Below are 25,186 nucleotides of genomic sequence, written 5' to 3'. Positions count from 1 at the left end.
GGGTTTTTTCATGCCCAAACCAAGGGAGCCTGAGATGTTCCATTTTGCAAAACCCCCCCGGGCTGTGCACACCACCTGGCTGCATTGTTCCGCCTCCGACAATCCGAAGCATGACGATGTTTCGGTAATCGATGCCTGGCACAAGGCGCGGGGCTGGTCCGGCGTCGGCTATCATTTCTTCATCAAGAAGGATGGCACGGTGCAGACAGGACGGCCGATTGAGAAAATCGGTGCGCATGTCGCTGGCCACAACACCGGATCCATCGGGATCTGCCTGCATGGCCTGAAAGAGGACCGTTTTACCGAAGCGCAGTTCGATAGCCTTCGCACGCTCTGCGGCCAGATCAACGCGGCCTACGGGCTTCAGATGCGGTTCCGTGGCCATTGTGAGGTGGCTGCCAAAGCGTGCCCGGTCTTTGACTATCGCAAGGTTCTGGGGCTCGATGACAAAGGCTACATCATCGAGCCCGTGGCCACCCGTGAGCCGGTACCGCTGACCGCCATTCCCGACACTGTCAACCATGACACGGCGAACTATCCGGAACTCGACGTCGGAGACCGGGGCGAGGCTGTCGCGCGTCTGCAAGAACTCTTGAATCGTGCCGGAGCCTTCATGGGGATCGATCTCAAGGTTGACGGCATTTTCGGCGGGCAGACGGCGGAAGCCGTGAAAGAGCTGAAGCAGGAATACGACCTCTATCCGTCGCCGGTCGTGGTTGCCCACGTCTGGCGCACGCTGATCGCTGCCGAGGCGGCGCGGGCCGCATAGGCCTTCCAGTTCCGGCCGGCGGCCCGGACGTTTCGAAAGCCGCATCTTCCTTCCCGAAAATTGGAGAAACTGACATGTTCCGCAATGCAATCGCGGCGCTGATGGCGCTCGTTCTTTTTCCGGTCAACGCCATGGCGGCCGATACCACGGTTGATCTTTCCGCAGCTCTTGAGCCAGTCACTCAGATCGTGGTTGCGGTTATTGGTGCAGCCGCGCTCTGGCTTGGCCGAAAGGCCATCGATGCGTTCCAGGAGCGCACGGGCCTTGAGCTTGACGATCAGTTAAAGGACCGCGTTGATGACGCGCTTTTCAACGCCGTTCAGTTCGGCAAATCGAAAGTGCTGACAGCGGCGCAGGGGCATCGGTTCGAAGTCAATGTCCGCAGTGCGGTGCTGAAGCATGCATTTGAGTATGTACAGGCTTCGATCCCCGAAGCCCTGGACTATTTCGACATCAGTGAAGATCGGTTGACCGATCTTCTCGAGGCCCGGCTTGGTGTCGATCTCGATCTTGACGGCGATATTGGCGGTACGCCCGCATGAGTGCGCTGATGGCGGCCCTGAAGGCCGTTCTCGTGGATTGGCTCGTCGGCACTGCCGGCGAGCTGGTTCGCCAATGGCGTCACGAACACCAGGTCAAGCAGAACGTCATTCTGAAAGCTCAACTGAATTCCCGAAAGGCCATCGATCGTGCGCAGAAGACTTCTTCCCAGCGTTCTCTTGACGCTATTCGCGACCGGCTGCATGAGCGCGCCGGATCTCGGTAAACCGGCACCTGAAGTTGGAGACATCTGCGCCGCCCTGGGGCGCATCAAATGGACGGAGGAAGACGCTGACCATGTTTCCGGCACGCTGGCGGTGTCGCTCGATGAAGTGCTGGAAATGGAACGGGAGCACGGGTGCGGATGAAACAGGTGCAGGATTGGTTCTGGCAACTTCCGTTCACGAAAATCGCGGTCATTGGTGCTTTCGCGATTATTGGCGCAGCGCTTCCAAAGGATCTCGCCATTCGGGACAGGTGGATGACATTTTTCATCGGCTTCATTTCGGCGCTGGTTTTCGGGGAGCCAGTTCGCGAAATCCTGTCCCTACCGGAGTCTGCCGCCTATGGCATGGCGGGCGTACTCGCGATGACCGGTCGGAACATAGCAGTCTTCATTATTCGCGCCAGCCGGGACCCAAAGGCATTTGCCAAGGATATAATGGAGGTTTGGAGAGGGACGCGGAGCCGTTAGTGCATTTGAAGGCAAGTGCATGTAGAGTGCCCCACGGAATGGTAGGTGGTATTCCGTGGGGCTTCTGCAAATAAGGGCGGGAACCTTGTATTTGCAACCCGGCGATAAATGCACGGTTGCATTTGGATGTAAAGACTACTTTAAATATTTTTTTGTGCGGTGAAAGGTGGGTATATGGATGGGTCGGACTTTGGGCAAAAGCTAATCATATATTTCGCGCTTGGCGTGTTGGTGGTGGGCGGTTTGATGTTGATATGGTCTGAGCTCCTGGCTCAGGTAAAATGGCAGGGGTAATGGGGCCCGGATCGCGGTAACAGATGCCTCGAAAGAGGTCCCGGCCGCGCTCGCAATTGCTCCGCTCTATATGATCATCTTTTTAGCGGATTGTACCGTGGCGCAGTTGATGCGGGCTTGTCGTGAAAATGGGTCCGGTCACCGGTCAGTTTCTCGACCATGTCGTCGATCGCCTCGCTCAAGTGCATCGCCGTCCGATATTGCGGCGATCCGATCTTTGCCGATCGCATGACCTGGACAGCTCCAGCTCTGCCAAAGCTGAGCTTTTCCAGCACTTCTTGAGTGTTGATGAAACCGCGTCCGCTGCGACGTGACATATCCAAACCTGAAAGTTGTTCTCTATTTGTTCCAATATCGACCGGCTGGTTGTTTTGGCAAGAGCGAGCACCTGCAATCAATGCAGTGCTGCCGAGCAAATTTCGGACCAAAACCCAGCGAAGCAGGCGTTATGACTTATCGGATGGAGGGAACGTTCCGACCCATAGGCGACATCGGTGCTCTGTGCAGCGAAGGTCCGTTTGGAGCCCAGAGAGACGGATGCTGCACGCAACGTAGATGTCTGATTGTGAAAATACTTGTTGCACGGCCGGGCCAGGAATTCCCTGTCACGCGGCTGTAGCAAAACAACGATAGGGGCGGCTGCATGATGTGAAAGGAGGTCGGCTTTGACAACTTGGTTTTCGGATAAGGTCGAAAAACGCGGAAGTGAAATTGAGGGACGCGGCTTATTCTGCGTCGCACCTATACAGGTGGGCGAAACCGTAGTCGTAAAAGGCGGTCACGTCTTTGACCGGAAGAAGAGGGACGAGCTCGCCAAGACGCTTGGTCCTGCTGAAATCCAGATCGACGATCATTTGTTCATCGGGCCTGTGACGCAGGAGGAGCGGGAAGCGTCGATGATGTGTCTCAATCACTCATGCGACCCCAACGTGCAGATCGTCGGGCAAATTACCTTTCGTGCTTTGCGCGATATTGATCCCGGCGAAGAGCTAACCTTTGACTACGCGACTGGCGATGACGATGACTGGGAAATGGAATGCGCCTGCGGCACACCGCGCTGCCGGGGCCAGGTAACCGGAAGGGATTGGAAGATTCCTGAACTCCAGCGACGTTATTCTGGGAAATTTTCCGACTATCTCCAGAGACGGCTGACGAAGCAAAGCGCCTGAAAGCTGACCGTCGGGATAATGAATCGAATGGCAGCTTCGTCCGCATAGCGGTCATTCATTCAGTGCGTAGAAAATTCACACGTCCCACCCTTCGTTCGATTGCCGTACGCTGCGGCTAGGTGTGGACTAGATCTCAAGCGGCCTTATGACGGTGCGCGTGCCGATCCTGGACCTTGGCTGGCGCCAGGTCGAGGCAAGCGGCCCGCAGCTCCTTTGGTATCGAGTGCGGCGAATGAGTGAAACGAACCCAAATTAACCCCGCGCAAACGCTCTGCTAGACACCTGAACTGAGTTTCCCGAAGGGTCTTTGGCATTGGCAAAGACGTAGCCATCGGCCTGATGAATTTTTCCGAACTTCAGCCCGGCCACGCTCGCTGCTTCACAAAAGGCCGTGACGTCGTCGACATCAAACACGAGCTTCACAAGTGCCTGTCCTTCCTTTTGCTTGGCTGACGCTGGATGCAAAAGGATCGAGGCGCCAATAGCTTGAGGCTTCAGTTCGAGAATACGGTCGCCTTCGTCACATGAAACTGAAAAACCAAAATGCCTTGAGTAAAACTCCGACATTTGCTCGATCTTTTTGGTGTAGATCACTATTCGCCCGAGTGGTGAGGTCATCTCTATGGCCTTTGGATAAATTCGTCTGCGAAGGCATAACAGAGAAAACCAATCTACGTCAGGTTTGCCCTACATGATCGGCGCGGTCGCGGTCGCCCAACCGGATTCATGCGCCTGAAGCGAATGACGAATCGGAATACCGAGAACAGGCCATGAACGGATTTCGGTACTATTTCGGGACTGGTTTGTCAGTTCTTGTTCACAAAGGCGCAATTTTCATGGTTTGTTCTAGCTTGACTGGCCTCTGTCAGAGCTATAAACCCAAGCAAATCAACGGATCGGGGTATAGCGCAGCCTGGTAGCGCATCTGGTTTGGGACCAGAGGGTCGCAAGTTCGAATCTTGCTGCCCCGACCACTTACTCTTCCTGAAAATCAATTTTCTTGAACGCATGCGAATGGGTATTCGAAAGCGAGCAGTTTCGCGATTTCGGCCCTGCCATGCCTAAAGGCCGGGATAACTAAGGCCGAACTGCGCTCGTGTCTTGTGCAACTTCTCGCAGCATAACAGACTGTTTGAATAGGTGTTTCCACGCCTTGGGAACTGACTCAGTCTGCGGTGTCGCGCAGGCTGCGCCGGATGGGGTTTATGATACCGGATCCTGACGACCAGGCGACGCTGGATGTATCGGCGGCGATCGCTCTGCTGCAGTCCAGAATTGAAAAAGCCGGGCTTTCCCTTAAAGAAAGCGCGGATTTTTCGCTTTTCGAAAAAACCGTCCGCGGCACCGAAGACAAATACCTGATGGAAGACTTCTCGCCACGGTTTTTCGACCTGCACGGGGCGACTGCATTCTGGGTCGCTGCCGTCAACAGTAATGGCAACGTTGTTTCCGTGCAGGCCGCAAAGGTGGAGGATCTTAAAGACCGAAACCTTGCCGAACACTGGCAGCAGCAGCAGCGCCGGATCTTTGTCGATCCCGATCCTCAGGTGCGGTTCGGTACCGACCATGCACATGACGCTTATTTCATGCGTGGACGGATCGTCTATCACGGTAATCTCTGGCTGAGGCGGGACATCCGGGGGCAGGGCCTTGCCGAACCTTTGACCCAGTTGGGCTTTCTTTTGTCTCTGCTGAAATGGTCGCCGGACTACCTGTATGGACTGATGGCTGCCAAAAGCGCCGAGAAAGGCTTCGGTATCCGGGTGGGTTATCGCAGGTTCGTGCCGCGCGGCACCCATTGGGAAATTGCGCCCGGCCATATCAGGCCGGATGACTGGCTGGTCTATGCGACCCGAAGCGATCTTCACGGTCTGGTGAAACTGATCCTCAGAACGTGCGCTGAAGATCCTGAATAACCCCAAGATAGGCACAGAATCGAAGATCTGACTTCAGCGATGGCCGCACGGCGACGATAAGCCTTTCGAATGCGACCTCGAACAGTTCGCCGTTCACCTGAATTTTCGTGTGGGCATAGCCGTAGTAGGGAGTTCCTTCAAGCGCCTTGCGATATCCATCCGCCGAAGCATGTTCCAGGTCCGGATCTGGGGTGCGCAACCCAAACGTGGGGGTTGCCGGGTTTGCCCAGTCTTCACCGAACAGGTGCCTTTGACCACTTTCCTTGCCCACATAGAAGATTGGAGGCGGCGCGTTGCCGGGCATCTTGTCGGAGCAGAGGCTCAGCCGCGGCAGAAACGGTTTCATGCTTTGCTGGATCTGATCTGCATCAGTGGACATGATACTGTCGTAGAAAGCAGACACAGCAGGATCGGCAAGACCTTTTTCAATGGCCTTGATACCAAGTTCTGAAAAATGAGTATCGGGGCGCGTCAGCACGTTCCTCGCTCGGGTTCTGCTTTGCTGAAGCCGGGATGACTTCCCGCCGCTCAGCGCATTGTTTTATCCGCTTGCCAGCGGTTGAATTCAATCAACCTACCTGTCAAAGGCCTTGAGCAGTAGCGACATGACGTTAAGAAATTCATCGCGCTTTTCCGGCGACAGATCTTCAGCATCTGAAACAGAATAATCCAGCGTCAGGATCATGTCCCACATTTCAGTGAGATTGGCTGCGTCAATCGCTTCTTTCAGATTGGCTGGTGCAGCCGGAACCGGCTGCACATGTTCTGGAACATAGCTATCCAGTCTTTTAAGAAATTCGTAATGCATGTCAAAGCCTTATCGTATTCTTCCGGGGTTCGGACGGTTCAAGCCGTCCAGCCCTTGGATACTTTTGTTACGGAACGTGCGCTGCTTCCGGAAAGTCGGCGACATCAAGACAAGTTCACGTAAGGGTAGTTAATAGCACGAATTGCGCCTCCCTGTCATGTTACGTGATTGTCATTAACTGCTTCTCCGCCGACACCGTTAACGCATGGTTGTAAGGTGAATTGAGACGCTTCCCGCGTGAAGATTACGGGGCACGGCCAATATCGGTGTTGACACCGGCGGCAAAGGCGGGAAAAAGCTGCTGTGAGGAAATGCATCTCACACTTTCAGACTTGAGGGCACTGTCACATGGTTGCGCGCATCTACCGTCCGGCGAAAACCGCCATGCAGTCAGGCAAGGCGAAGACCCAGAGATGGGTTCTGGATTACGAGCCGGAAGTCGCCAAATCCGTCGAACCGCTGATGGGCTACACGTCTTCGTCCGACATGAAGCAGCAAATCCGGCTCTTCTTCGAAACCTCGGAAGAAGCTGTTGCGTATGCGAAGCGTCACGGCATCCCACACAGGGTCGAAAAGGCACGGGAGCGCAAGGTGCGCGGTTCCGCCTATGCGGATAATTTCAAGTTCAACCGGTCAGCACCCTGGACCCACTGAATTTGGTCTTTCCGTTCTCGGAAATCTTTCCTGAGAGGTCGGATTGCCTGTTGAAAGTGGCAAATTCGGATCGACACGGCCCGGAGTTTTGTCGCATTAGGTCGGCTGAGGTAATTGCGGGATCGATTTTGCCTCTGGAATGAACGGTAGATACAGTTTTGCCTGTTGTCATGCGGCGCAGGTTGCTAAGGCAGGCGGTCCGATCTGGAACGATTGCCGATCCTGAAAATGGCTCCGTAGCTCAGCTGGATAGAGCACTCGCCTTCTAAGCGAATGGTCGCAGGTTCGAATCCTGCCGGAGTCGCCATCTTCCTGAAAAACTCGAAAAACCGACAAGACACTTGCAGGGTCTGCGCGCGCTTCGTTGAACGAGGGCGTTCAGGAATGCGGCATCGGCCTTTCGTGGAAGCTCTACAACGTCCCGACAAAAATAAAAAAACCGCCAGCCCCTGCAATATAGGGGCGTGGCGGCATGTCAGAACACGAGTCGCTTGAAGATCAGAGGGTCTCGGACTTGGTCGTTTCCGCCTTCTGTCCAACCATGAGCGGCGTGATCTTTGTTTTGAGGATCATGTCCACATCTTCAGACCCATCTTCGAGGGACTGAAGAGCCATATCCAGGAAATAAGAACAGAACGTCCGGCCGTCCTTGTCCGATTCTTTCTTCGTATAACGGATCATGCGCTTGATGGCCTCGATTGCAGGTTCCTGCTCGAGCCCAGCACGGTCCGGTTTGTTAACGGTCTTAGACATTTTACTACCCACCAGTATTAGATTTGCCGATTGCAGCAACGCTGCTGTGACCATCCGATAAAAGCATGCTGTTGCAGCGTGAAATGAGCGTGATAAGGTGCTGTTGTGTTTCAGGTTGCATGATATTCGCGGTTGCGTAACGGCAACTGATAAAGTTTGCATTTCAATTACGGGGAATTAATGGCAAACGCGTCCTGCTTTGCGTGCCTTGGGCGGCCTTTGCTCCTTGATAGTGACCAGGAGCCTGTTGCGGTTAAGACCCGCAAGGCTCTGGCGATTATGGGGTATCTGAGCCGCATGAGCGGCATGGCGTCACCACGGGAAACCTTGGCGGACCTGCTTTGGAGCGGCACTGACCGCCACAAGGCAATGCAATCCCTGCGTCAGGCGTTGCGTCAGTTAAAGACGGCCGAGGAGACAGCCGGCGTTGATGTTGTGAGGTCTGCGGCTGGCCACATTCAGCTCGAGCCTTCGGCGTTCGCGTCCGACCTCATGCGCATGAACGTGCTTCTTGAGCACGGAACAGCAGCCGACTTTCGCGAGGCGGAGACGCTGTGGCGCGGAGAGTTCCTGACCGGTTACGACGATATTGATTCTGAATTTTCAGAGTGGCTGACGGTCGAGCGCGAGCGGGTACGTTCCGAACTCATCAGTGCTGCGTTCAAGCATCTGAACAGGATCACCACTGAGGATGGCGGCGTACAGACAGAAGCCGGGGCGCGTTTTGTTCTGAAGCTCGACCCCGCGTTTGAAGCGGCCCATCGCGTGCTTATCCGTCTCTATATGAAGCTTGGTCAGCTTGAGCGCGCGGAACAGCAGTTTCGGACCTGTGAACGTGAGATGCGGCTTCATCTGGATGCAGAGCCCGATGAAGAAACGCGGAAACTGCTGACTGATCCCGATGTCGGGGCTCCAGCGCCACGGTCTTCGCCAAATGAGGGAAACGGCAACACCAACAGAGGTTTCCTGCCGAACTACGATGACCAGGTGCCTTTGCCTGAGATCTCCATTGTCTCTTCCTCTTTGTTGAGGAAGGGCTTGAGTGACGCGGTTCATCTGAGAGAGGAAATCGTCTCCGGTCTTTCGTCGTTCCGGTCTTTCGAACTGTTTGAATCGGAATATTTCGGCGACGAAAACATGCCGCGACCAACTTTGATGGAAGGTCATGAACTCGGCAGCTACATGTTGCGGTTCCGCCATGACGAACGTTCAGGCAAAGTCGTTGTTCAATTTGAAGACAGGGGCAACGGTCAGATTGTCTTTAACGAGATCATCGATCTGAAGTTTTGGGATGGGCTGGTGCCTGCGGCAAGCCAGATCGTAAGCCGGATCCACAATCACGCGACCAGCCGGTTGCGAAATCCCGCCAAGACTTCTGTTTTTGCCCGCTGGTGTCAGGCAGAAGCCCTGCTTTGGGATTTCACACCGCAATCCGATGAAAAGGCGATGCGATTGCTGGATGATCTGGAACGCACAAACAGATCATTTTCCATGACCTATGCGGGCAAGGCTTCCATAATCATGAAGCAGGAGCTGCATTTCCCGCTCTTGGACAAGCCGTTTGCAGGCGAAGAAAACAATCTTCTGAACCTGGCGGAAAAATCGATCAGGCTTGATCCGTGGCAGGCGGTCAATCAGCGTGTCTATGGTTGGGCGCTCATCTTGTCCAATATGCCCGAAGAAGCTCGGCGAGCATTCCACAATGCAGGCCGGTTGAGCTCTGCAGATCCGGCCAATCTGATGTCGGTGGCAGAAGGTTTGGCTTTTTCCGGTGATATCAACGAAGCGCGCGTCACAGCAGAAAGAGCATTCTCGCTTTTCGCTTTCGTCCCGCGCGTGTTTTACGAATACCTAGCCAACATCTTTTTCGCATCAGAAGACTACGACAGCGCGATCAAACAGATCGAGCGGGGAGCCGGTGTCGGTATCAGCGGGTTGACGACGCGCGTGGCAGCACTGATTTGCTCCGGCAGAGAGGAAGAGGCCATTCAAACGCTTCAACGATTTGGAGAAAACCGGGCTGCCTTATTAAGAAATTCGCCTGAGCTTGCTCAAGATCCACAGAGCTGGAGAAAGAAGATCAATTTTTTTCAAAACGAAAAAATCCGGAACGATTTCGATAAAGGCGCTGCTTTGGTGCAGCGGTTCCTTTTTGACGGCTCGGGCTCAGTTTAGCGCGAACGTTGTCGATAGGCCCTTCAGATACTCCTTATCGGAGCTTTCCAGTTTTTTGTTGTTGAGGCGAAAAGGCAACGCCACTGCATTTGGGTTGCTTTTCTGATCGACGATCTTGAAGCGCATCAGCGCAACGGTTTCTTTAGGCAGTCCGAGTTCGGACATCACGCCGGCAGGGTCTCTTTCGAGTTCGCTTCGAAACTGTTCGTCGGTTGCAGCTCTGGCGATCAATTTGCCGAGCTCTTTGACGTTGCGCTGATAGTAGGGAAATCTGGCCATCGTAGCGTCCACTCGAAAGAAGGCGGTCTTCCTGCGCGAAACAGGAAGACCGGACAAATGTTGTGACGGTCCTGCGGGTTACTCCGGCACGTCTTCGTAGAAGCAATTGCCAAGAGCAGCTTTGCCGAGTTCTTCGAAATAGCTTTCATCACCAGCAGAAAGACGAGCGGCATCGATTTGTGCCGGAATGACCAGGTGAACCAGATCAGCAGTATCTGCAAAGATTTGGGCATCTGACTTGATGCCGACTTCGGCCAGAACTTCGATCGGGTTGGTAACCAGGCGCTCACGGGCTTCAGAATTCTGAATGATTGCACCAAGTTTCGCGCCAATTTCCAGTTCATTCCGGGAAGTTGTATCAGCGTGCATTATGAGCCTCCGGTAGGTTAAGTTGCAATGAAACTTGCCTGGTGGTGGGATGGTCACCGGGCAGCTTTGAAATTAGGTCAAACTTTAGTAAATGATTATGTATTAGGTGTATTTACTACTGATTGACTGCTTTCTAGAAGAATGTAGAACGAGGGGATCAACTCACTCAATGGCGGTTATGTTAATATACTCAAGCTGCAATTGCAGGGTGAGGCATAGTAAAAGTGGCTGGCAAGACATCGTTCGTTGGAGGCCGGTCCAGCCGATGCCGCACGTGTCGTCGCGATGATAATTGAGAGCGAATTTTCCAATGCTGTTCTTGCTGACCTGTCGCAGCTTGGTCTCGTTTCGCGAAAGGGTGAAACCGGGAAGATTGAGACCTCGGTGCTTGAACCTGACCTGCTACTGTTTTCCAGGCTGCTTTCGGAATACGCGCCGAGGCTTGTTCCCGTGTCGCGCCCGGGATGTCCTGTGTATTTTTGTACCGGTCTCCTGAAATCGCAGGATGCGGCGAATTTGAAGGTCGGGCGCGAACATCCCGCAATTCCTGCAGGCGGGCAGGGCGGCACCTTGGCGGGTGCAGCTTTGGGTTGTCTTGGCGAGCTTTCGGAAAGATTAAGTCTTTACAGTTTTGGAGGGGCAGACAGTCGGGTGGTTGAGGTCGATCAAAAACAACCACAGGTAGATTTCGCTCCTCTGCTCGGCTTGAGTGAAAATCAGGCGAACATTGCCTCTCGGGATCTGGGAATTCGGGTTCAAGGCACAAATAAACGGACCTCTGACTGGAGCAGCCTGTCTGACAGGCGAATTCAGCTTCGAAACCTGCAAACAGGTGAGACGGCGCAGTGCCTGAGTTTGGGAGTTTTGTTCCAGGAAATCGACGGACCTACAGGCAGGCGGTTGCCCTTTGCATCGAGTGTCGGTTGTGCCGTCTGGCATGACCGCGAGGGAGCACGAAGGCGTGCGCTTCTTGAACTTGTAGAGCGTGATGCAGTGGCGCAAGCGTGGTACAACCGCCTGGGGATAACTTTTCTACCGAAAGGTCTTTTGCACGAAATCCTCCCGCCTGAACTGACGCACTATCTGAATGATCAGCCGCGGGCGTGGGGCCTGTATCACGTCGATACAGACCTGGCAGTTCAGGTGGTCATGGCTGTCTCTCATGACGGACATGGCGGAGGCTGTGCATTTGGATCCTCTGCCGGCTGGGACATCGCGCAGGCATCTGTCAGCGCACTTCAGGAGATGCTGCAATCTGAAAACGCACTGACTTTGATGAACAAGGCCTATCCTGTCACGGGCACAGCAGAAGAAGCTCCCAAGCAGCCACCGAGGCAACTGGCATATGCCAGGGAGCGCGTGATTTTTGACGACCTTCCCCTGAAAAAGGCAACTGCCTTAAGCGAAAGTGCTGCGCTGAGAGCATTCTCATTCGAGGCATTGCTGCAAAGCTGCTTCGATCATGGGATCGATCTTTGGGAGTTTGATGCAACACGGCAAGATCTTGGCATTCCCTGTATGAAATTGATGTCTGCCGCGCTTTGCACCTGGGAACCGCGGTTCGGCAAGAGAAGGTTGTTTCACGGGGTCGTCGAACGTGGATTGCGCCAAACGCCTGCGACGGAGCCAGAATTTGCCGCAAGGCCGTTTCCGTTCTGAACGTTTGACAGGGTGCACAGCCGGCACTAATAAAATATGAGCTCTGAATTCATATTTGTTGACGCGGGGCGCCCGGATGGCAACTGGTTCATCCGAACTCTGGAAGAAACCTTTTCGGCGGAGCCTCGCTCCGCCCTTTTTCCGGAAATTGTTTATTGGACTGTCGGCCGTCCATCCGCATAGGGCCGGGACAGAGTCATCACCCAGAAATATCGCCACTTTCCATTGTTGCGATTGGTTCTGGCGATGCCCACGCGCGTCACGTAGGGGTTGAGAAGGTTCTTGTTGTGGCCTTCGGATCCCTGCCAGCCCCGAAACGCTGCTGAAAGATCCGCATAACCGGCCCCAAGGTTCTCCGCACCCGCGTAATTGGCGTATCCTGCCTTGTCGAGCCTTTGAGAAAGCCCGAATGCACTGTGTGCCCAGGTGTCCATGCTGTCGCGTTCGGCAATATGCCTGGCCATTTTTTGGGAAACCGCATCCAGTTCCGGGTCGTGGCGTAGCGCGGGCAAGCCTTTTTGCTGGCGATAGCTGTTTATCATCGACAGCATTTGGGCCTTGTCGACCGGTTGATCCGTCAGCACTGTCTTGTCTTCCAGGTCGCTTTTCCCGGGCAGCGCGCCACAAGCACTGAGGGCTGCTGAGAAAGCGACCAACAGCAAGGTTGAAAAAATGCGATTGCGCAGGGGTGCTCCTGACATCAGGCTTCATCTCCCGGCCAGACGACGCCTTCATCGGCGTAGAAATGAAAAGGACCTGAATACGCTTCGACATAGGCCATGTGAGATACAACACCGGTCTTCGGTGAATGATAATGCAGAAAGTATGCCGCCGGCTCGAAGTTGAACATGGCCGGACCGTCCTCCGTCAGGTCTAGGACAACCTGGTGCCCGGTGCTGGGGGCCAGTGTCATGACCTTACCGGCAAAGCTTGCGATGATGGGGCGATGAAGATGGCCGCACAGGAGACGGGCAACGTGCCTGTGTGGGGAAACGACTTCCGCAAGAGCATCGGCATCCACAAGGCCGATATCATCCATATGACGGATGCCGGAGAGTGCAGGGGGATGATGGAGAGCGATCAGCGTCGTTTTGCTGCTTTCCTTCAATTGACCGTCAAGCCAGTCAAGTTGCGCTTGCCCGAGCCGACCGCGCGGATCGCCGGGAATGTGCGTATCAAGGGCTATCAGGCGGATATCGCCTATCTCTGCCGTGTAGCAGATCTTGTCGTCAAGGCTGCCGGCGAGACCTGGAAAGCCTGCGAGTTCACGGCGCATGACTTGTGTGCCGTCGTGATTCCCCGGCACAAGAAAAACCGGCATGTCGACCCGTGACAGGATTGAGCGCGCCAGCGCGTATTCCCGAGGGTCGTTTCCGTCGGTAACGTCGCCGGTAATGACAAGAGCGTCGGGTTTCGGTGTGAGGCTCTGCAACGACCGGATCGCGCGCTCTGCAAGCATATTGGTGTCGGAGACGCGATAACAGGCAAGCCCCCTTGGACGCAGATGCAGGTCCGTCATATGAGCAATCAATGTCATGGAAAACCTTGTGACTCGTCAGGTGGATGTTCTCCCCGGACGATAACCGGGCGGTCGAAGAGGGCAAGCACTAGTTTCCCTTTTTGAAAAGCTCATGTAGGAGAAGCGTTCAGAAACGGGCGGACTGGGGCGGACTGCCCAAATGCAGGACACCGGACGCAGGAACTGGACAAGAAAGTTGATGTCGGACACGCGCGACGATCACAAGCCTGAGGCAGCAAGCGGGGCTGCCGCAAATACCGATCGCAAGGCTATGGCTGATGGCCCACCGGCTGCACCGCTGCGAAAGCCGGTCTGGCTGCACATTTTCGGGCATGACATCACGGCTCCGTTCCTTTTGCTGCTCCTGTCGCTTGTTTTGTTCGCTCCGGGGCAATGGACAGTACCTCCGCTTGACAGGGATGAACCTCGCTTCACCCAGGCGACCAAGCAGATGCTGGAAACGAACGATTACATCGATATACGTTTTCAGGATCAGGCCAGGCACAAGAAGCCGGTCGGCATCTATTGGCTTCAGGCAGCGGCGGTTAAGCTGACCGGGCAGGGACCGGAAGCACCGCTTTGGGCCTATCGACTGCCCTCGATCATAGCCGCCACGATAAGTGTCCTGGCGACCTTCTGGCTTGCCCGGGCATTCATGGGACCCGCCGGCGCACTGCTTGCTGCCGGTTTCGTGGCGCTGGCAATTATCGTCGGGGTCGAGGCGCGACTTGCGAAGACGGATGCGGCGCTGTTTGCAACCATCATTATCGCCCAAGGCGCGCTTGCGCGGATCTGGCTGAAAGACCCGGACAAAAGGTTATGGGGACTTGGGTTCCTGTTCTGGACCGCCCTCGCAGGCAGTGTGCTCATCAAAGGTCCTGTCGGGCCCATGGTGATCGGCCTTACGGTGGTCGGTCTCATGGTGCTGAAGCGGAAGGCTGCCTGGTTCAGGGGAACAGCTCCTCTCTTCGGAGTGTTATGGTTTATTCTGCTTGTTTCCCCCTGGTTCGTGGCGATCTGGCTTGCGACCGACGGCACGTTCTTCACCGAAGCGATAGGCAAGGATCTTCTCGGAAAGGTCGGGCAGGGGCAGGAGGGCCATGGTGCGCCACCGCTGACCCATCTCGGCGCGATGTTCGGCATCTTCTGGCCGTTGCCTGCGTTCTTCCTGCTTGCCCTGCCACTGATCTGGCAAGAGCGGAAAAGCCCGCTGGTGACGTTTGCCGTGGCCTGGTTCGTTCCAAGCTGGATTGTCTTCGAACTGGTCGCAACGAAGTTGCCGCACTATACGATGCCGCTGTTGCCCGCCCTGGCGTTGCCGGTTGCCGCTGCCTTGATGGAAGGCGCTGGTGCCAACGCTAAAACCTGGCTGCGTTGGTTGGCTGCTGCGCTGTTGGTAATTCCAGCCCTGGGGCTGGCGGCTGCCACCTTTGCCGGTCCGATCGCGCTAGGGGTCTGGCCATCGCCTCCCGGAGCGGTTCTTCTCACTCTGGGCGCTGTTTTTGCCATTGCTGCAGCATCCCGCCTCCTGCGCGGCCCGGCTCTCTACGCTTATCCTGCCATCTGTTTGACGGCTGTCTGTGTCAGCATCGGTTTCTGGGGCTTCGTCGGGCCGGCTCTCACGCCCATTTGGGTCAGTCCGCGGCTTGTCGCAGCCATGGACGAAATCCCCGGCTGCGCGGACAAATCAAACCGTCTGGTCGTGACCACCGGCTTTCACGAACCCAGTTTCATTTTCCTGGAAGGGACGACGACAAAGATCGTTTCTGCGCAGGACGCCGCTGCCTTTCTGTCAGGTGATGAAGCCGGTAATTCCGACACCTGCCGCATTGCAGCTGTCGAAAGCCGGGAAGAACCGGCGTTTTTGGCTGCAGCAAAAGAGATTGGTCTTGTGCCGGAGGCTGTAAAAAGGGTAGACGGCCTCAATATCAACGGCGGGGACGATGTCGATATCGGGCTTTATCTGAAGTCTGTGCCGACGGCGGTTTCAGAAGACGGCAATGAGCAACAGCAGTAAATTTGTCTGGCATGTTCTGGCGCGCATGCGTGGGAATACCCGGCGGGCTGCAATACTGTTTTCCGGTCGCAGGGAACGTGTGCACCACAACAGGGATCCTTTGCCTCCCGGGCAAAGGCCACAGGATATTCTTGCAGTCCTCTTGCTGACGGTCGGTATTGCAGTCGTTGCCTTCGACGTGCCGACCTATCCTTGGCTGCGCTCCTTGCCGGGCGAGTACAGAGCCGCCTTCCGGACCTTCACCGATATCGGAAAGGCCGACTGGATCCTGGTGTCCACCGGTTTCGCCTGTCTGTTTCTACTGGCGCTGGATGCGGGGCGTTACGCGTTTCGCTTGCGCATGGCGATCGGAGCCGTGTTCACCTACGCAGCCTTCATTTTCTATTCCGTCGCCGCGACGGGCCTCTTGGCCATCGTTTTCAAGTGGTCGCTTGGTCGTGCGCGCCCAAAGCTATATGAGGAAGTTGGCCCAGTCCGGTTCGACTTTCTGGCCTTCGACGGAACGTTCACCAGCTTTCCATCCGGCCATTCCACTACCGTTGCGGCGCTCGCGACTGCGCTGGCGTTCATTTTTCCGGCCTATCGCTGGTTGATCATCGTGGCGGGCTTCTGGCTTGCCTTCAGCCGCGTGATGGTTGGTGCGCATTATCCAAGTGACGTCATCGCCGGCACGCTTTTGGGAATGACCTTCACCTTTTTTACGGTTCGTGCCATGGCCCGGCGCCGGATCGGCTTTCACCTGTCTTCCGCAGGAAAGATCGAGCCCAACATGAATGCCCTGTCTGCGAAGGCCTGTGTGCGGGCTGTGTGGCAGGTGTTGCGCGGCCAGCGCGGTGCTGGCCGTGTGGAGGTCAACGCCCACGCTGCAGACACGACAGAACGGACAAGTGCATGACACAAAGCTATCTGGAGTCATTGGCGGCCAGCAAAGGCACGCTCGCTGTCACGGTCGTGGTTCCAGCCAAGGACGAAGCGGAGAATCTGCCAATCTTGCTGGATGAAATCGAGGCCGCCCTCAAGACCAGGCGTTTCGAGGTTATCGTGATCGATGACGGGTCCTCCGACGGCACGGATATCGTGTTGCAGGACTACGCGGCTACCCATGACTGGCTGCGACCCATCAGACACGAAAAATCCTGCGGCCAGAGCTGCGCGGTGCGCACCGGCCTTTTGAACGCGCGGGGAGATGTCGTTGCGACCATTGACGGCGATGGTGAAAACAATCCTGCCTATATCCCGGCACTCCTGGACGCTCTTGAGGCTGCAGGACCTGCGGTCGCCCTGGCTGCCGGACAGAGACTTGGCCGCAAGGCAAGCCTTGCCAAGCGGTACGCGTCTAAATTCGCCAACAAGCTGCGTGGTGCGATCCTGCGGGATAACACCCGCGACAGCGGCTGCGGCCTAAAAGCCTTGCGGCGGGAGGTGTTTCTGCAACTTCCGTATTTCGATAGCTGGCATCGCTTCCTGCCCGCTTTGGTGATCCGCGAAGGCTATGGTGTTACACACATCGACGTTCAAGACCGGCAACGGCGTCACGGAACGTCGAAATACGGGATTTTCGACAGAGCCCTTGTTGGCGTGCTCGATCTCTTCGGAGTTTGGTGGCTGCGCCGACGCCGCAAAAAAGTTCCCGATGTCCGGCCGTTGACCTGATTATTGCCCCAATCCGGGTGGAGAAGCCCGCCGACCTGCCTAACCACTGACTGGACGTGAGACATGAGCGCTCTTTACGATTGGATCCACACGGTTTTCATCGCGCAATTCGATTTCTGGATCATCCTCGGTTTCTTTGCCCAGGGCATGTTCATGATGCGCTTCCTAATTCAATGGATCGCATCCGAGCGGGTCGGCCGCTCGATAGTACCCGTTGCCTTCTGGTTCTTCTCCATTGCCGGCGGATCGCTGCTGTTTATCTACTCCGTTCAACGTCAGGACCCTGTGTTCATTGCGGGGCAGGGACTGGGGTTACTGATCTATTTCCGGAACCTGTGGCTGATCTTCAAGGAGAAGCGGGACGACCCGACGATCTGAGCCGTTCCGCAATTCATATCGTATTTGTTCAGCCGAATGCTTTCGTCAGGGCCTGATCGAGGTCGTCAATCAGGTCTTGCGGGTCTTCCAGGCCGATATGCAGGCGAACGGATCGCAGATCCGGATCCACCGGCGTGGCCGTCCGGGAGCCCTTCAAGCGAACCGGAATTGCAAGACTTTCGAAGCCGCCCCACGAATAACCGAGCCCGAAGAGCGTCAATGCATCCAGAAAGGCATAAGCCTGTTCCTGGGTCGTCCCGTCGCTGAAGTCGAAGGCGCATAGTCCCGAACCTCCGGAAAAATCGCGTTTCCAAAGTTCGTGTCCGGGATCGGTCTCAAGTCCAGGGTACCGGATGCGGCCGATATGCGGCTGGTCCTTCAGCCATCCAAGCACGGCCTGTGTATTGCGCTGGTGCCTTTCAAGGCGCACGGAAAGCGTTCTGAGGCCGCGCAGGCCAAGGTAAATGTCATCCGGTGCAACATGACAACCCATCGCGCCGCAGAGCGTATCCAGCTTTTCCCAGGCGCGTTCGCTGGCAGCAATCGTACCCAGCATGGCGTCGGAATGACCGACAATATATTTGGTGCCGGCCTGGATAGACAGGTCCACGCCGAAGGACAGTGGCTGGCAGTAAAGCGGGCTGGCCCACGTGTTGTCCATCAGGACGGTGGCACCAATGGTGCGCGCTTCAGCGGCAATCGCCGGGATATCCTGCATCTCGAAGGTAAGCGAGCCGGGGGCTTCCGTGAAAACGGCGGTCGTGTTGTCCTGAAACAGGCTTTTTATTCCGCCGCTGACCTTAGGTTCGTAGTAGGTCACTGCAACGCCGAGACCAGGCAGAACGGTGTCGGCGAAATGGCGGGTTGGTCCGTAAGCGGTATCGGCGATCAGGATGTGGTCCCCGGTTTTCACGCAGGACAGAATGGCCAGCGCAATGGCGTTCAGCCCGGAATTTGCGATTTTGACCCCGGCAGCTCCCTCGATCTCCTTCATCGCCCCCTCGAGGGAATCGGTCGTCGGGTTGCCTCTGCGGGCATAGGAGTAAGTCTGACCTCCCGTGACCATGGTTTTGGTATCGGGATAGAGAACAGTCGAAGCGTGCACGACAGGCGGATTGACGAAACCGTGAAATGCAAGCGGGTCGCGCCCAGCATGTGCAAGCTTGGTATCTTGCTTCAGCGGCTGCTTTGAACTGGTGGAAGACATGAATGCTCTTGGGTATGTGCGTGGTAGGACAGCGCGGCCATGAGTGACCGTTCGCCGAGGGCACACTTTAGTCATTCGCGTCATGGTCGCAACCGGCATTTCGAACGTGGTTGCCGGCTTCCATAATCGAAGAAATTTCTATCGACATTATCCCGCTGAAGGTCTCATCCAAATGGATTGAACCCTTTTTAGGCATTCAATGATTTCGAATTAGACATGTTCGCTGTTTGTGCATCCGCGCCGATGGCAAATGGCGGACTGCTGGAGAAATTTGACGAGATATCTGAAGCAAGTACTTGACCCGAACAGCTAAATGCCATCGTATGGAAGTGTTGGGTGGAACGAAAGATGTCTGGAGGAAGCAGCCGTTAAGGCTGGTATCCGTCCGAATTCAAGAGACGGAGAAGATGTCTTTCAAACAAACCCGACATAATAAAACTATGGGTAACAAATAAAGGCTGCATATCCATGTCCAACAAATTCCTTCCGCTCGTAATCGGCGCTGCTATGGGAGTCGCCGCGACGACGGCTGCTGGTGCAACGACGCTGGAAGACGTCAAGGCAAAAGGCTTCATCCAATGTGGTGTGAGCCAGGGCCTGCCGGGCTTCTCTAACCCGGATGCTCAGGGGAACTGGACCGGTATCGACGTTGACTACTGCCGCGCTATGGCTGCAGCGGTGTTCGGCGATGCTTCCGCTGTTAAATACACTCCGCTGTCTGCGAAAGAGCGCTTCACCGCGCTTCAGTCCGGCGAAGTTGACGTTCTGTCCCGTAACACCACCTGGACCATGTCCCGCGACACTCAGCTGGGCCTGAATTTTGCCGGTGTGAACTACTATGACGGTCAGGGCTTCATGGTTCGCAAGGACCTGGGCGTGACCTCCGCACTGGAATTGTCCGGGGCTTCGGTCTGCACCAACACCGGTACCACCACTGAGCTGAACGTTGCCGACTACTTCCGCGCAAACAACATGCCGTACGAAATCGTCGCCTTTGAAAAGGCAGACGAAGTTGTGGCTGCATATGACGCCGGTCGCTGCGACGTTTACACCACTGACGCCTCCGGCCTGTACGCACAGCGTCTGAAGCTGACCAACCCGGGCGACCACATGGTGCTTCCGGAAATCATCTCCAAGGAGCCGCTTGGCCCGGTTGTCCGTCAGGGCGACGATGAATGGTTCAACATTGCCAAGTGGACGCTGAACGCGATGCTCAACGCTGAAGAGCTCGGCGTGACCTCTGAAAACGTTGACGAGATGAAGTCTTCCGACAACCCGTCCATCAAGCGCCTTCTGGGCGTTGAAGGCGCATTTGGTGAAGCAATCGGCCTGCCGAACGACTGGGCCTACGCCATCATCAAGAATGTCGGTAACTACGAAGAGTCCTTCAACGCTAACGTTGGTCCGGACACTCCGCTCGGCATCTCCCGCGGCGTAAACGCTCTGTGGAACGACGGCGGCTTCATGTACGCTCCGCCGGTCCGCTAATCCTCTACCTTTTTGAGGATTGAAGGGGTTCCGGCGGCGTATTCTGCCGGAACCCTCAATAAATTCCACGCAATAAAAACCGGACTACATACCCGGCAACCGCGTGGGGGAACAGACCGCTTCCGTCGATAGGGGAGTGCCGCCAATGTGCGGCCAGGAAGCAGGTCGGACGCGATTGAGGAGAGGCTTCGGGCCGGGCTCTTTCGTGAAAACTTGGGCGAGGTTTTATGTCAGTAATGGAGCAGGACTCGGCGGGGGCGCCGGCGCGTGCTTCGCTGTTGAACGATCCCAAAGCGCGCGGCATTTTTTACCAGCTTGTTCTGGTCGTCGCGCTGGTGACTTTGGGATATGTCATCGTTACGAACACGATTGCCAACCTGGAAAGGCAGAATATCGCCTCCGGTTGGGGCTTTCTTGGAAATACAGCCGGATTTGGAACCAACCAGTCGCTGGTTGAGTACTCGGAGACATCGAGTTACGGACGGGCGCTATTCGTTGGCTTCCTGAACACGCTTCTTGTGGCGGGCGTCGGCATCTTATTCGCCACGGTGATCGGTTTCATCATCGGTATCGCCCGCTTGTCGAACAACTGGGTCATCAACCGTCTGGCGTATTGTTACGTCGAACTGGTGCGCAACATCCCTCTGCTGCTGCAGATCTTCTTCTGGTACTTCGCGGTGCTGCGGTCGATCCCGAGCAAGCGTGAAAAATGGTCGCTTTTCGACACGTTTCATCTGAACATCGGCGGGCTTAGACTTCCCAAACCTATCATGGGAACCGGGTCTGAATGGGTTGGTTACGCGTTGCTAATCGGGATCGCCGCTGCGTTCCTCGTGGCACGTTGGGCACGCAAGCGCCAGGAAGCCACCGGTCAGCCGTTTCCGTCTTTCCTGACCGGTCTCGGACTGATTTTCATGCTGCCCATTCTGACCTACTTTGTCATGGGCATGCCGATCAGCCTGGAACATCCGAATTTCGTAGAAACCGGACCGATCCTGCGTCAGGGCTTCGAGTTGAATGTCGGCTTGAACGTCATTCCCGAGTTTCTGGCTCTCACTGCGGCCTTGTCGATCTACACTGCGTCGTTCATTGCAGAGATTGTGCGTGCAGGGATCCAAGCAGTCAGTCACGGGCAGACGGAAGCCGCGCATGCTCTTGGCTTGCGCAATGGACCGACCTTGAGACTGGTTGTCATTCCGCAGGCTATGCGGGTGATCATTCCGCCACTGACGAGCCAGTATCTCAACCTGACCAAAAACTCGTCTCTGGCTGTCGCCATCGCCTATCCGGACCTTGTCTCGATGGGGGGAACGGTGCTCAACCAGACTGGCCAGGCGATTGAAATCATCGGCATCTGGATGGTTGTCTATCTGTCGCTCAGCCTCATCACATCGGCCTTCATGAACTGGTACAACCAGCGCATGGCGCTCGTGGAACGGTAAGGAGCGCGCACAATGGCTAATACTGATCTGTTTCATATCAGAACCGAGGAAGCGCCGCGTTTGCCGGCGCCGATCTCGACCACCGGTATCATCGGCTGGATGCGCCAGAACCTGTTTTCTTCAATAGGAAACACGGTTCTGACGGTAATCGGCATCCTGATTGCCTATTCGCTCATCGCACCCTTGATCCAGTTTGCGTTCATCGATGCTGTCTGGACCGGTGAGAACCGCGAAGCCTGCCTTCCTCAGGACGGCGGCCATAGCGGTGCCTGCTGGGCTTACGTGGAAGCCTACTTCCCGCAGTTCATTTATGGCCGGTATCCCACCGAGGAAATCTGGCGTGTGAACATCGTTTATTTCCTGTTCGCGGCGTTGCTTATACCGTTGGCGATCCCCAACGCGCCGTTCAAGAAAATGAACGCGATCCTTTTCCTGGTCGTCTTCCCGATCGTTGCTTATTACCTGCTAACCGGTCTGGTCTTCGGAGATGTGGTTATCCTCCCGATTGTGGAAACAGCCGTCTGGGGGGGCTTGCTCGTCACGCTTGTCATTGCGGTAACCGGCATCGTTGCCTCGCTGCCACTTGGCATCGCCCTGGCCCTTGGGCGGCGATCGAAAATGCCGATTATCAAGCTGGTCTCGATCATCTTTATCGAGTTCTGGCGTGGAGTTCCGCTGATCACCGTTCTGTTCATGTCTTCGGTGGTGCTGCCATTGTTCCTGCCGGATGGTGTGACATTCGACAAACTGCTGCGCGTGCTGATTGGCGTGACCCTTTTCTCCGCGGCCTACATGGCCGAGGTAGTTCGCGGGGGCTTGCAGGCAATTCCGAAAGGGCAATACGAAGGCGCTATGGCGCTCGGGCTCAGGTTCTGGCCGATGATGTATCTCATCGTTCTGCCGCAGGCTCTGAAGCTCGTGATCCCCGGCATCGTCAACACCTTCATCGGCCTGTTCAAGGATACGACCCTGGTTCTGATCGTTGGCATGTTCGACCTTCTTGGCCAGATCCAGTCGTCCTTCACGGACCCGACCTGGTCCACCCCCAGCACCGGTCACACGGGCTACCTGTTCGCTGCAGTGGTGTTTTGGACCTTCTGCTTCGGCATGTCGCGCTACTCCATATTCATGGAGAACAAGCTGCATACAGGGCACAAACGTTAGCAAACCGCATCCGGGGCGCGCGATAAACCGCGGCGCCCCGGCCAGAGGACCTTCTTGGAGTTTAAAAATATGTCTGAACACGCTGTACGCGACGAGGAACTCGCAGCCGATCGCACCAGAATGACCATTTCCGACACGGATGTGGCTGTCGAAATCAAGAACATGAACAAGTGGTACGGGGATTTCCACGTGCTGCGCGACATCAACCTGAAGGTCATGCGCGGCGAACGTATCGTTATCTGCGGACCGTCAGGGTCCGGCAAATCCACCATGATCCGTTGCATCAACCGCCTGGAAGAACATCAGGCCGGGCAGATCCTTGTCGACGGCATCGAACTGACGGACGATCTCAAGAAGATCGACGAAATTCGCCGGGAAGTCGGCATGTGCTTCCAGCACTTCAATCTGTTCCCGCATCTGACGATTCTGGAAAACTGCACGCTGGCGCCAATCTGGGTTCGGAAGATGCCCAAGAGGGAAGCCGAAGAAATCGCGATGCACTATCTGGAGCGCGTCAAGATCCCCGAGCAGGCCAACAAGTATCCTGGGCAGTTGTCTGGCGGCCAGCAGCAGCGCGTCGCCATTGCACGCTCCCTCTGCATGAGCCCGAAGATCATGCTGTTCGATGAGCCGACGTCGGCACTCGATCCGGAAATGATCAAGGAAGTTCTGGACGTCATGGTCGGCCTTGCCGAAGAAGGCATGACAATGTTGTGCGTGACCCACGAAATGGGTTTTGCGCGCAAGGTTGCCAACCGCGTCATCTTCATGGATGCAGGACAGATCGTGGAACAGAACGAACCGGAAGAGTTCTTCACCAATCCGCAGCATGAGCGCACAAAGCTCTTCCTGAGTCAGATCCTGCACCACTGATCTGCAATCGGCAAAAGATGCTGAAACTGCTGCGCAGAACCCTGACTGGAATATGTCTTGCCGTTTGCGCCATCATCCTGGCTTTGGGCCTCGGAACACTTGTTCCGAGGCCTTTATTCGATATTGAGCCAGGTGAAGATGCCTCATTCGTGCCGTCAGATGGTCGGCGCATTCTTGTCCTGAGCAACCCCATTCATACCGATATCGCTCTTCCTGCCGATCCTGATGTTCTGGAGGCGTTCGGCTTCATTTCCGATGCGGGTCTGGACCTCGATTATCCGGGTGTCTTTTGGGTCGCATTCGGTTGGGGAGGGCGGTCGTTCTATATCGAAACGCCTACCTGGGGAGATCTGAAGCCAGGGCCGGTGATCGACGCATTGACCTGGGATGCCTCAGTCATGCACGTCCGTCGCACCGGGGATATTCCCCTTGATCTGGACAGCGTCAGGGAACTTTACCTCAGCGAGCGACAATTCAACGAACTGGTCGCCGATATCAAGGCCAGTTTCCAGGCGAATGACACCGGGGCGCCGCGGGCCATTCCTGACGGTGCTTACGACGCCCACGATATCTTCTTTCCCGCGGTGGGTGGTTTTAATGCGTTGATGGGCTGCAACACCTGGACGGCCAACATGTTGAGGCGAGCAGGGTTGAAGACAGGCCTCTGGACTCCGCTTCCCGTAATGCTCGACTTGTCGCTGGATTTACACAACGGATTCTGACGCTGGTTTCGGTGCAAGCCGGTCCACAGCAAGTTCCGCCAAGGCCTGAAGTGTCGATGGCGGTTCGCCCGCACGGGCGCGCACTGAAAGACCATGCAGGATCAGGGACAAATGCTGGGCGGCAAAGCGCACACCTGCCTCCGGAACGGTTCCCCTTGTCTCTTCGCGTATCAGATCGGCAAACCCCTGATCCATCCGCTGAACCACCTTTTCCAGCATGGTCTTGAAATCGGGATCGTCAGCCACTTCTGTCGTCAGCGTGGAAATCGCCAGGCATCCATAGGCAGCGTTGCAGAGTGAAGACTTGCCGCAATAAAGGTCGACCGCCGCCGCCATGACGGCTTTCAGTCTGGGTTGAAGTCCGCTCGCTGACTGTCCCGCCTCCTGCAAATGTGCGTGCATCTGGTTAGCGAAGCGCGAAATCACCTTGAGATACATGTCCTTCTTGCTGCCAAAAGCAGCGTAAAGGCTCGGCCTGTTGAGGCCGGTAGCCTCGGCGATCTGATCCAGACTGGTCGCGGCATAACCGTGCTGCCAGAACACCAGCATGATGCGGTCCAGTGTCACGTCTTCATCGAATTTACGCGGACGTCCGCGTTTGTTTTCAGTCTTCATTTTTTACCAATTCGCACATAATTGTCGTC

The 25,186-nt window shown here is 55.9% G+C and carries 30 protein-coding genes and 2 tRNA genes; 21 read left to right on the top strand and 11 right to left on the bottom strand.

Translation table 11 applies throughout. The features are described 5' to 3' along the window. The first annotated feature begins 34 nt into the window (after positions 1 to 34). From V1T76_RS17750 to V1T76_RS17730, 5 genes are all read left to right on the top strand, one after another. Positions 35 to 769 carry a peptidoglycan recognition protein family protein gene (locus V1T76_RS17750; protein ID WP_330561971.1) on the top strand — a complete coding sequence of 245 codons (735 nt, stop codon included), beginning with the start codon at positions 35 to 37 and terminating at the stop codon, positions 767 to 769. Positions 770 to 843: 74 nt separating this feature from the next. Continuing rightward, positions 844 to 1,311, top strand: coding sequence for an inadl protein (locus V1T76_RS17745; RefSeq protein ID WP_330561970.1), 468 nt, complete (start codon positions 844 to 846; stop codon positions 1,309 to 1,311). Beyond that, a complete protein-coding gene (locus V1T76_RS17740; RefSeq protein WP_330561969.1) occupies positions 1,308 to 1,535 on the top strand; it encodes a hypothetical protein in 228 nt (75 codons plus the stop codon). Before V1T76_RS17745 ends, V1T76_RS17740 begins: the two co-directional genes overlap by 4 nt. Next, entirely contained in the window at positions 1,513 to 1,677 is a 165-nt protein-coding gene (locus V1T76_RS17735; protein WP_330561968.1) for a hypothetical protein, read from the top strand. The genes V1T76_RS17740 and V1T76_RS17735 overlap by 23 nt, the downstream gene beginning before the upstream one ends. After that, a complete protein-coding gene (locus V1T76_RS17730; protein ID WP_330561967.1) occupies positions 1,674 to 2,003 on the top strand; it encodes a hypothetical protein in 330 nt (109 codons plus the stop codon). Before V1T76_RS17735 ends, V1T76_RS17730 begins: the two co-directional genes overlap by 4 nt. Positions 2,004 to 2,371: 368 nt before the next feature. Here V1T76_RS17730 and V1T76_RS17725 read toward each other — a convergent pair whose 3' ends face one another. Continuing rightward, positions 2,372 to 2,713, bottom strand: coding sequence for a hypothetical protein (locus V1T76_RS17725; RefSeq protein WP_330561966.1), 342 nt, complete (start codon positions 2,711 to 2,713; stop codon positions 2,372 to 2,374). 249 nt (positions 2,714 to 2,962) lie between these two features. Between V1T76_RS17725 and V1T76_RS17720 the strand changes: the two genes are divergently transcribed. After that, complete coding sequence (locus tag V1T76_RS17720; protein ID WP_330561965.1) at positions 2,963 to 3,466, top strand: SET domain-containing protein; 504 nt, start codon at positions 2,963 to 2,965, stop codon at positions 3,464 to 3,466. 252 nt (positions 3,467 to 3,718) lie between these two features. Here the strand turns inward: V1T76_RS17720 and V1T76_RS17715 are convergent, their stop codons facing one another. After that, entirely contained in the window at positions 3,719 to 4,084 is a 366-nt protein-coding gene (locus V1T76_RS17715) for a VOC family protein (RefSeq protein ID WP_330561964.1), read from the bottom strand. 279 nt (positions 4,085 to 4,363) lie between these two features. Here V1T76_RS17715 and V1T76_RS17710 point away from each other — a divergent pair. Together V1T76_RS17710 and V1T76_RS17705 are read left to right on the top strand one after the other, a co-directional pair. Further along, a tRNA-Pro gene (locus V1T76_RS17710) sits at positions 4,364 to 4,440 on the top strand. Between the two features lie 231 nt (positions 4,441 to 4,671). Then, positions 4,672 to 5,382: a hypothetical protein gene (locus tag V1T76_RS17705; RefSeq protein WP_330561963.1), complete on the top strand. Its 711-nt coding sequence runs from the start codon at positions 4,672 to 4,674 to the stop codon at positions 5,380 to 5,382. On the opposite strand, the gene V1T76_RS17700 is transcribed toward V1T76_RS17705, so the two are convergent. Together V1T76_RS17700 and V1T76_RS17695 are read right to left on the bottom strand one after the other, a co-directional pair. Next, a complete protein-coding gene (locus V1T76_RS17700) occupies positions 5,354 to 5,860 on the bottom strand; it encodes a hypothetical protein (protein WP_330561962.1) in 507 nt (168 codons plus the stop codon). The genes V1T76_RS17705 and V1T76_RS17700 overlap by 29 nt on opposite strands. 96 nt (positions 5,861 to 5,956) lie before the next feature. After that, on the bottom strand, positions 5,957 to 6,190 hold the full coding sequence (locus V1T76_RS17695; RefSeq protein WP_330561961.1) for a hypothetical protein: 234 nt from the start codon (positions 6,188 to 6,190) through the stop codon (positions 5,957 to 5,959). A gap of 348 nt (positions 6,191 to 6,538) precedes the next feature. Between V1T76_RS17695 and V1T76_RS17690 the strand changes: the two genes are divergently transcribed. Together V1T76_RS17690 and V1T76_RS17685 are read left to right on the top strand one after the other, a co-directional pair. Then, a complete protein-coding gene (locus tag V1T76_RS17690) occupies positions 6,539 to 6,844 on the top strand; it encodes an ETC complex I subunit (protein WP_006933128.1) in 306 nt (101 codons plus the stop codon). A gap of 230 nt (positions 6,845 to 7,074) precedes the next feature. Further along, a tRNA-Arg gene (locus tag V1T76_RS17685) sits at positions 7,075 to 7,151 on the top strand. A 191-nt stretch (positions 7,152 to 7,342) separates the two neighbouring features. Here V1T76_RS17685 and V1T76_RS17680 read toward each other — a convergent pair. Further along, entirely contained in the window at positions 7,343 to 7,597 is a 255-nt protein-coding gene (locus V1T76_RS17680) for a hypothetical protein (protein ID WP_330561960.1), read from the bottom strand. Positions 7,598 to 7,777: 180 nt separating this feature from the next. Between V1T76_RS17680 and V1T76_RS17675 the strand changes: the two genes are divergently transcribed. Beyond that, positions 7,778 to 9,772 (top strand): BTAD domain-containing putative transcriptional regulator, encoded by a 1,995-nt coding sequence (locus tag V1T76_RS17675; protein ID WP_330561959.1) that lies wholly within the window; start codon positions 7,778 to 7,780, stop codon positions 9,770 to 9,772. On the opposite strand, the gene V1T76_RS17670 is transcribed toward V1T76_RS17675, so the two are convergent. Together V1T76_RS17670 and V1T76_RS17665 are read right to left on the bottom strand one after the other, a co-directional pair. After that, positions 9,764 to 10,051 carry a hypothetical protein gene (locus V1T76_RS17670; RefSeq protein ID WP_330561958.1) on the bottom strand — a complete coding sequence of 96 codons (288 nt, stop codon included), beginning with the start codon at positions 10,049 to 10,051 and terminating at the stop codon, positions 9,764 to 9,766. The genes V1T76_RS17675 and V1T76_RS17670 overlap by 9 nt on opposite strands. A gap of 78 nt (positions 10,052 to 10,129) precedes the next feature. Then, positions 10,130 to 10,420 carry a hypothetical protein gene (locus tag V1T76_RS17665; RefSeq protein WP_330561957.1) on the bottom strand — a complete coding sequence of 97 codons (291 nt, stop codon included), beginning with the start codon at positions 10,418 to 10,420 and terminating at the stop codon, positions 10,130 to 10,132. Positions 10,421 to 10,666: 246 nt separating this feature from the next. Between V1T76_RS17665 and V1T76_RS17660 the strand changes: the two genes are divergently transcribed. Next, on the top strand, positions 10,667 to 12,079 hold the full coding sequence (locus V1T76_RS17660) for a YcaO-like family protein (RefSeq protein ID WP_330561956.1): 1,413 nt from the start codon (positions 10,667 to 10,669) through the stop codon (positions 12,077 to 12,079). Between the two features lie 152 nt (positions 12,080 to 12,231). Here V1T76_RS17660 and V1T76_RS17655 read toward each other — a convergent pair whose 3' ends face one another. Together V1T76_RS17655 and V1T76_RS17650 are read right to left on the bottom strand one after the other, a co-directional pair. Continuing rightward, the gene (locus tag V1T76_RS17655; protein ID WP_330561955.1) at positions 12,232 to 12,780 is read right to left on the bottom strand and encodes a CAP domain-containing protein; all 549 of its coding nucleotides are present in this window, start codon (positions 12,778 to 12,780) and stop codon (positions 12,232 to 12,234) included. Next, complete coding sequence (locus tag V1T76_RS17650) at positions 12,780 to 13,616, bottom strand: phosphodiesterase (protein ID WP_330561954.1); 837 nt, start codon at positions 13,614 to 13,616, stop codon at positions 12,780 to 12,782. The genes V1T76_RS17655 and V1T76_RS17650 overlap by 1 nt, the downstream gene beginning before the upstream one ends. Before the next feature lie 181 nt (positions 13,617 to 13,797). On the opposite strand from V1T76_RS17650, the gene V1T76_RS17645 reads away from it, so the two are divergent. The 4 genes from V1T76_RS17645 to V1T76_RS17630 all read left to right on the top strand — a co-directional run bounded on the left by V1T76_RS17645 (position 13,798) and on the right by V1T76_RS17630 (position 17,646). Then, positions 13,798 to 15,615: an ArnT family glycosyltransferase gene (locus tag V1T76_RS17645; protein ID WP_330561953.1), complete on the top strand. Its 1,818-nt coding sequence runs from the start codon at positions 13,798 to 13,800 to the stop codon at positions 15,613 to 15,615. After that, positions 15,599 to 16,510: a phosphatase PAP2 family protein gene (locus V1T76_RS17640; protein ID WP_330561952.1), complete on the top strand. Its 912-nt coding sequence runs from the start codon at positions 15,599 to 15,601 to the stop codon at positions 16,508 to 16,510. Before V1T76_RS17645 ends, V1T76_RS17640 begins: the two co-directional genes overlap by 17 nt. Beyond that, positions 16,507 to 17,268 carry a glycosyltransferase family 2 protein gene (locus tag V1T76_RS17635; protein WP_330561951.1) on the top strand — a complete coding sequence of 254 codons (762 nt, stop codon included), beginning with the start codon at positions 16,507 to 16,509 and terminating at the stop codon, positions 17,266 to 17,268. Before V1T76_RS17640 ends, V1T76_RS17635 begins: the two co-directional genes overlap by 4 nt. A gap of 63 nt (positions 17,269 to 17,331) precedes the next feature. Continuing rightward, a complete protein-coding gene (locus V1T76_RS17630) occupies positions 17,332 to 17,646 on the top strand; it encodes a lipid-A-disaccharide synthase N-terminal domain-containing protein (RefSeq protein ID WP_330561950.1) in 315 nt (104 codons plus the stop codon). A 28-nt stretch (positions 17,647 to 17,674) separates the two neighbouring features. On the opposite strand, the gene metC is transcribed toward V1T76_RS17630, so the two are convergent. Next, positions 17,675 to 18,853, bottom strand: a complete 1,179-nt coding sequence (gene metC, locus V1T76_RS17625; RefSeq protein ID WP_330561949.1) for a cystathionine beta-lyase — start codon at positions 18,851 to 18,853, stop codon at positions 17,675 to 17,677. Between the two features lie 468 nt (positions 18,854 to 19,321). Between metC and V1T76_RS17620 the strand changes: the two genes are divergently transcribed. From V1T76_RS17620 to V1T76_RS17600, 5 genes are all read left to right on the top strand, one after another. Then, on the top strand, positions 19,322 to 20,341 hold the full coding sequence (locus tag V1T76_RS17620; RefSeq protein WP_031268586.1) for an amino acid ABC transporter substrate-binding protein: 1,020 nt from the start codon (positions 19,322 to 19,324) through the stop codon (positions 20,339 to 20,341). Positions 20,342 to 20,568: 227 nt separating this feature from the next. Next, positions 20,569 to 21,783: an amino acid ABC transporter permease gene (locus V1T76_RS17615; protein WP_330561948.1), complete on the top strand. Its 1,215-nt coding sequence runs from the start codon at positions 20,569 to 20,571 to the stop codon at positions 21,781 to 21,783. 12 nt (positions 21,784 to 21,795) lie between these two features. Beyond that, a complete protein-coding gene (locus V1T76_RS17610; protein ID WP_330561947.1) occupies positions 21,796 to 22,947 on the top strand; it encodes an amino acid ABC transporter permease in 1,152 nt (383 codons plus the stop codon). A gap of 69 nt (positions 22,948 to 23,016) precedes the next feature. After that, positions 23,017 to 23,820 carry an amino acid ABC transporter ATP-binding protein gene (locus tag V1T76_RS17605; RefSeq protein ID WP_330561946.1) on the top strand — a complete coding sequence of 268 codons (804 nt, stop codon included), beginning with the start codon at positions 23,017 to 23,019 and terminating at the stop codon, positions 23,818 to 23,820. Positions 23,821 to 23,837: 17 nt separating this feature from the next. Further along, the gene (locus V1T76_RS17600) at positions 23,838 to 24,542 is read left to right on the top strand and encodes a TIGR02117 family protein (RefSeq protein WP_330561945.1); all 705 of its coding nucleotides are present in this window, start codon (positions 23,838 to 23,840) and stop codon (positions 24,540 to 24,542) included. On the opposite strand, the gene V1T76_RS17595 is transcribed toward V1T76_RS17600, so the two are convergent. Further along, positions 24,525 to 25,157: a TetR/AcrR family transcriptional regulator gene (locus V1T76_RS17595; protein WP_330561944.1), complete on the bottom strand. Its 633-nt coding sequence runs from the start codon at positions 25,155 to 25,157 to the stop codon at positions 24,525 to 24,527. The genes V1T76_RS17600 and V1T76_RS17595 overlap by 18 nt on opposite strands. Positions 25,158 to 25,186 lie beyond the last annotated feature (29 nt).

Source organism: Roseibium sp. FZY0029, from assembly GCF_036350355.1.
Classification (GTDB): Bacteria; Pseudomonadota; Alphaproteobacteria; order Rhizobiales; family Stappiaceae; genus Roseibium.
Note: the sequence above shows the minus strand (reverse complement) of the source record. Positions and strands in the feature narration are given on the sequence as shown.